This window comes from Streptomyces alkaliphilus (assembly GCF_014141535.1).
Taxonomy (GTDB): Bacteria; Actinomycetota; Actinomycetes; order Streptomycetales; family Streptomycetaceae; genus Streptomyces; species Streptomyces alkaliphilus.
Genome location: NZ_VKHT01000261.1, coordinates 1 through 5,765 on the forward strand (window position 1 = coordinate 1; position 5,765 = coordinate 5,765).

4 protein-coding genes are annotated in these 5,765 nt (G+C 71.5%); 3 read left to right on the forward strand and 1 reads right to left on the reverse strand.

Features of this window, described 5'->3' with window-relative positions; genetic code table 11:
• Both nirB and nirD read left to right on the forward strand, forming a co-directional pair.
• The coding region (gene nirB / locus FNQ90_RS10640; RefSeq protein WP_182606150.1) for a nitrite reductase large subunit NirB at positions 1–1,858 on the forward strand (1,858 nt) is incomplete at its 5' end.
• A 74-nt stretch (positions 1,859–1,932) separates the two neighbouring features.
• Positions 1,933–2,319, forward strand: a complete 387-nt coding sequence (gene nirD / locus FNQ90_RS10645; protein WP_228471029.1) for a nitrite reductase small subunit NirD — start codon at positions 1,933–1,935, stop codon at positions 2,317–2,319.
• A gap of 384 nt (positions 2,320–2,703) precedes the next feature.
• On the opposite strand, the gene FNQ90_RS10650 is transcribed toward nirD, so the two are convergent.
• Positions 2,704–4,143, reverse strand: coding sequence for an endo-1,4-beta-xylanase (locus FNQ90_RS10650; RefSeq protein ID WP_323379872.1), 1,440 nt, complete (start codon positions 4,141–4,143; stop codon positions 2,704–2,706).
• A 193-nt stretch (positions 4,144–4,336) separates the two neighbouring features.
• On the opposite strand from FNQ90_RS10650, the gene FNQ90_RS10655 reads away from it, so the two are divergent.
• Positions 4,337–5,356 (forward strand): LacI family DNA-binding transcriptional regulator, encoded by a 1,020-nt coding sequence (locus FNQ90_RS10655; RefSeq protein ID WP_182606152.1) that lies wholly within the window; start codon positions 4,337–4,339, stop codon positions 5,354–5,356.
• Positions 5,357–5,765 lie beyond the last annotated feature (409 nt).

Sequence of the window (5,765 nt, forward strand, 5' to 3'; positions counted from 1 at the left end):
GCCCCGCGACGCGCTGGCCCGGGAGACCGGGCTGGAGGTCGGGGAACGCGGCGGGGTGGTGGTGGACACCGACTGCCGCACCTCCGACCCGGCCGTCTTCGCCATCGGCGAGTGCGCGAAGGCGGTGGACGGCATGGTCTACGGCCTGGTGGCGCCGGGTTACGAGATGGCGACGGCCGCCGCGCGGGCGATCGCCGGGGAGGACACCGGGGCGGGCTTCACCGGTGCCGACACCTCCACCAAGCTCAAGCTGCTGGGCGTGGACGTGGCCTCCTTCGGTGACGCCCACGGCCGCTCCCCGGACTGCCTGGACGTGGTCTATTCCGATTCGCGGGCGGGGGTCTACAAGAAGCTGGTGGTGGGCGCGGACGGCACCCTGCTGGGCGGGGTGCTGGTGGGCGACGCCGAGTCCTACGGGTTGCTGCGCCCGCTCGTCGGAAACGTGCCGCCGGCCGCGCCCGAGCAGTTGGTGCTGCCGGCCGGCCTGGCCCCGCCGACCGCGCTGGGGCCGGCCTCGCTGCCGGACGAGGCGGTGGTGTGCAGTTGTCACAACGTCACCAAGGGCGCGATCCGGGCGGCGGTGGCCGACCACGAGTGCACGACGGTGCCGCAGGTCAAGGCGTGCACCCGGGCCGGCACCGGCTGCGGTTCCTGCGTGAAGGTCCTGGGGCAGCTGCTCGACGCCGAGCTGGAGTCGCGCGGCGTGACCGTGGACAAGGGGCTGTGCGGGTGCTTCGCGCACACCCGGCAGGAGCTGTACGAGATCGTGCTGGCGCTGCGGCTGACCTCCTACCGGGAGCTGCTGGACGGCCACGGCCGCCCGGAGGCCCGCGGTGGGGAGGGCTGCGAGGTGTGCAAACCGACCGTCGCGTCGATCATCGCCTCGCTGGCCCCGACCATCGGCGCGGAGAACCACGTGTTGGGTGGCGAACAGGCGGCGCTCCAGGACACCAACGACCACTTCCTCGCCAACCTCCAGAAGAACGGCAGTTACTCGGTGGTGCCGAGGATCCCCGGCGGGGAGATCACCCCGGAGAAGCTCATCGTGATCGGTGAGGTGGCCCGCGACTTCGGGTTGTACACCAAGATCACCGGTGGCCAGCGGATCGACATGTTCGGTGCCCGGGTGGACCAACTGCCGATGATCTGGGCGCGCTTGGTGGAGGCCGGGTTCGAGTCCGGCCACGCCTACGGCAAGTCGCTGCGGACGGTGAAGTCCTGTGTGGGCTCGACCTGGTGCCGGTACGGCGTGCAGGACAGCGTGCGGATGGCCATCGACCTGGAGCTCCGTTACCGGGGGCTGCGTTCGCCGCACAAGCTGAAGTCGGCGGTCTCGGGCTGCGCCCGGGAGTGCGCGGAGGCGCAGTCCAAGGACTTCGGGGTGATCGCCACCTCCTCGGGATGGAACCTGTACGTGGGCGGCAACGGGGGTGCCACGCCCCGTCACGCGGATCTGCTGGCGCAGGACCTGTCGGACGCCGAGTTGATCCGGCTGATCGACCGGTTCCTGATGTTCTACATCCGCACCGCCGACCGGTTGGAGCGCACCTCGGTCTGGCTGGAACGGATCGAGGGCGGCCTCGACCACGTCCGTGACGTGGTGGTGCACGACTCGCTGGGCATCTGTGACGAACTGGAGGCGCTGATGACCGCCCACGTCGCGCACTACCGCGACGAGTGGGCCGCGACGCTGGACGACCCGGAGAAGCTGGGCCGCTTCGTCTCCTTCGTGAACGCCCCGGAGGCCCCGGACCCGACGGTGCGGTTCGTGCCGGAACGGGACCAGGTCAAGCCGGATCTGACGATTCTCGCCGGGCCGGAGCTGCCGGTCCGCACCCTCGAGGGGAGCACCCGATGACCACCGCGATCGACCGACCCCGCTCCACGAAAACTTCCGGGGCGTCCGCCTCCACGGGCGCGGTGCAGGTGCGGATGTCGCCCTCCGACCCCGACGGGCGGTGGGTGACGGTGTGTGCCGTCGAGCGACTGACGCCGGGGCGCGGGGTGGCCGCGCTGTTGCCGGACGGGCGCCAGGTGGCGATCTTCCTGACCCGCGCCGGGGAACTGCACGCGATCGACAACCGCGATCCCTTCGCCGGCGCCATGGTGCTCTCCCGGGGGTTGGTGGGAGCCACCGCCGACGGCATCCCCTTCGTCGCCTCGCCACTGCTCAAGCAGCGTTTCGCGCTGACCGACGGGCGGTGCCTGGACGAGCCGGACAACCCAGGGCGGTCGGTGGCGGTGCTGCCCTGTCGGGTGCTGCCGACCTCCGGAACGGAGCCGATCGGCCGGTCCTCCGCCGGCGCGCGGGTGGGTTGACGGCGCCCGTGAGCGACGCCGGTCCGCCCGGCGGTGACCGGTGGCACCGGTGGCACCGTGGGCACAGGAACCCACCGGGCCCGGTGGGACGGGTTTCGGGTGGCGGCCGGTCTCCCTCGACGAGGCGGGACACCGGCCCCACCGGGGGGAGCCGACGGATTCCGTCGGCTCCCCCCGGTGCCCGGTCCCGAACCGGGCGCCGGGGCCGTCCGGGCCGGCACGGCACCGCCCTGTCCTGCCGTGTCGTGCCCGGTCCGGACGGATGTTCCCGGCCCGACGGCGGAGGCCGTCGGGCCGGGCAGAGGTGTTCGCGGGGCGCCCCGGTGAACCCGGGGCGCCCCGGCCGTGCCGTGTCCGGGACGGTGCCCCGGACACGGCGATCGGTCAGCCCGCGGAGCAGGCGGTGCCGTTGAGCGTCACGGCCGGCGCGGAGTACTGCTGCCCGCTGTCGGTCATGAAGCCGAACTGGAGGGTGCCGTTGGCGCCGACGTTGCCGTTGTAGTCGGCGTTGGTCGCGGTCACCCGGTTCCCGCTCTGGGTGACGTTGGCGTTCCAACCGTTGGTGACGCGCACGCCGGAGGGGAGGTCGAAGGAGACCTGCCAGCCGTTGAGGGACTGACGGGTGGTCACCCGAACCTCGACCACCGAGCCGGCGTCCCACCGGCTGGTGACGCTGTAGTTCGCGGTGCACTCACCGGTGCCCGGTCCACCGGGACCGCCGTTGTCACCGCCGTCGTTCCCGCCGTTGCCACCGGGACCGCCGTTGTCACCGCCGCCGGGGCCGCCGCCGGGACCGCCGAAGGCCTCCCGCATGGCGTAGTAGGCGGGCTTGGGCTGGTAGTTCTCGTCGTAGAGGTTCGCCGCGCCCTCACCCTGGAACCAGTCGGGGATCCAGGAGTCCCGGTCGCTGATGCCCCAGACGGTGATGCCGGAGCACCGGCTGACCGCCAGGCAGGCCTCGGTGACGGAGGCGTACTCGTTCGCCTGGCGCTGGAGCCGGGTGGGGTCGGCCGGGGTGTTCATCCGGATGTCCAGCTCGGTGACGGCGACCTCGAGCCCGAGGTCGGCGAAGCGCTGGAGGTTCTGCTGGTAGGTGCTCGGCACCTGGCCGAGGATCATGTGGGACTGGAAACCCACGCCGTCGATGGGGACGCCGCGTGCCACCAGGTTGGAGACCAACCGGTACATCGCGTCGCTCTTGGCGTTGATCCCGTCGGTGTTGTAGTCGTTGATGAACAGCTTGGCGTTGGGGTCGGCGGCCCGGGCGGCCCGGAAGGCCTCCTCGACGTAGCTCTCGCCGAGGCCGCGCAGCCAGATGGTGTCGCGGAACGACCCGTCCTCGTTGAAGATCTCGTTGACCACCTCCCACCGGTCCACCTGGCCGCGGTAGCGACCGGCGAAGGTCTCGATGTGGTTGTTCATGATGGAGCGCAGCTCGGAACCGCTGAAGTTGCCGTTGTCGAGCCATCCCGGCAGCTGGCTGTGCCAGACCAGGACGTGGCCCCACACCTGCTGGTTGTTCTGCGCCGCGAAGTTCATGAGGCGGTCGGCCCCGGCCCAGTTGTACTGGCCGCGGTTGGGCTCGATCGACTCCCACTTCATGGCGTTCTCGGCCGTGACGCTGCTGAACTCGCGCTCCGCGATGGCGCGGTAGGTCGAGTTGTTCAGCAGGCTGTCGTTGATGGCCGTGCCGACGAACCGTCCGCTGGACTCCGCCGCCGCACGCAGCGTGGAATCCTGCGCGGAAGCGGTCATGGTGCTCGCGTGAATCCCGACGCCGGAGATCAGGACTCCGGCGGCGAGCGCCACGGCGGCTCTGCGCACCCGTGAGGACATTGCTGTCCCTTTCTTTGTCATGCCCCCGCCTGGCTTGACGAGAACAGTTGTAGATCGGACCCGAGGGACCGTCAAGTCTTCTTTCCGGAATAATTTCGAAAGTTTTTCGGTACCCTCCGATGGGACGATGGGACCGCGGGAGCCGCGCGCGGGTCGCACCAGGAGGGCACGGGGAAGCGTCATGACTGTCGAACGCAAGGTCACCATCACCGCCATCGCGCGGGAGGCGGGCGTCTCGGTGCCCACCGTCTCCCGGGTGGTCAACGGCCGCTCGGACGTGGCCCCGGCGACCAGGGCCAGGGTGGAGGAGCTGCTCCAGCGGCACGGCTACCGGCGCCGGCCGCCCACCCCGCCCGGCCGGGCGGGCCTGCTCGACCTGGTCTTCAACGACCTCGACAGCCCGTGGGCGGTGGAGATCATCCGAGGCGTGGAGGAGGTCGCCCACGCCTCCGGGGTGGGGACGGTGGTCTCCGCGATCCACGACCGGTCGGGCCCGGCCCGACAGTGGCTGGACAACCTGCGGGCACGGGCCTCGGACGGGGTGATCCTGGTGACCTCGGCCCTGGAGCCCGTGCTGCACAAGGAGCTGCACCGACTCGGCGTGCCGATCACCGTGGTGGACCCGGCCGGCACGCCCTCCCTGGGTGTCCCCACGATCGGGGCGACCAACTGGGCCGGCGGCATGGCCGCCACCGAACACCTGTTGGGTATGGGACACGGTCGGATCGGATTCGTCACCGGCCCGGCCCGGTTGCTGTGCAGCCGCGCCCGCCTGGACGGCCATCGGGCCGCCCTGGAGTCGGCCGGGGTACCGGCGGACGACTCGCTCATCGTGTCGGGGGACTTCTACCACCAGTCCGGGTTCACCGGGTGCAACGTGCTGATGGACCTCGCCGACCCTCCCACCGCCGTCTTCGCCGCCAGCGACCAGATGGCGCTGGGGGCCATCGAGGCGCTGCGCCGCCGCGGGCTGCGGGTACCCGAGGACGTGAGCGTGATCGGCTTCGACGATCTGCCGGAGGTGCGGTGGTGCTCGCCCCCGCTGACCACCGTCCGGCAACCGCTGGCGGAGATGGGCAAGCTGGCCGCCCGCACGGCGCTGCGCATGGCACGGGGCGAGACCATCGAGACCCCGCGCCTGGAGCTGGCCACCGAGCTGTTGGTCCGGGCCAGTACCGCCCCGCCGAGGGCCCGCGACTGACGGCGTCGATCACCGCCCCACCCGACACCGGCCGGGGCCCATCGGTTTCGGACGGGCCGCCCCGACCCGGGGGACGGCCTTGTCCCGCCGGTGCCCGCGTCTCCCGAACGACGGTCCGGGAACGGCCGGAAAGTTTCCGACCGGCCCCGAGGCCGGCCGCGCACCCCGGGGAACCCCGCGCGTCCCCACGACGAACTCGCACGTCAGCCGCTCGGCCCGCGGAACGGCGGAACCGGTTCCGCCGGAACCGTTGACACTTCGGACACTTCTCCCTAACGTGCAGCCGCATCGGTACCGATAGTTTTCGGAGTTATTCCGGAAGGTGTGTGATGCTCCACCAGAGCCCCACCCGGCGGGCACGGACCGCCGGGACGTCCGGCTTCCCCATCCGGCCCCCCGGGGTCGGTGG

Excerpts from the sequence above, each read along its gene's own strand:
- nirD (WP_228471029.1), top strand. The coding sequence starts at position 1,933 with ATGTCGCCCTCCGACCCCGACGGGCGGTGGGTGACGGTGTGTGCCGTC.
- FNQ90_RS10655 (WP_182606152.1), top strand. The coding sequence starts at position 4,337 with ATGACTGTCGAACGCAAGGTCACCATCACCGCCATCGCGCGGGAGGCG.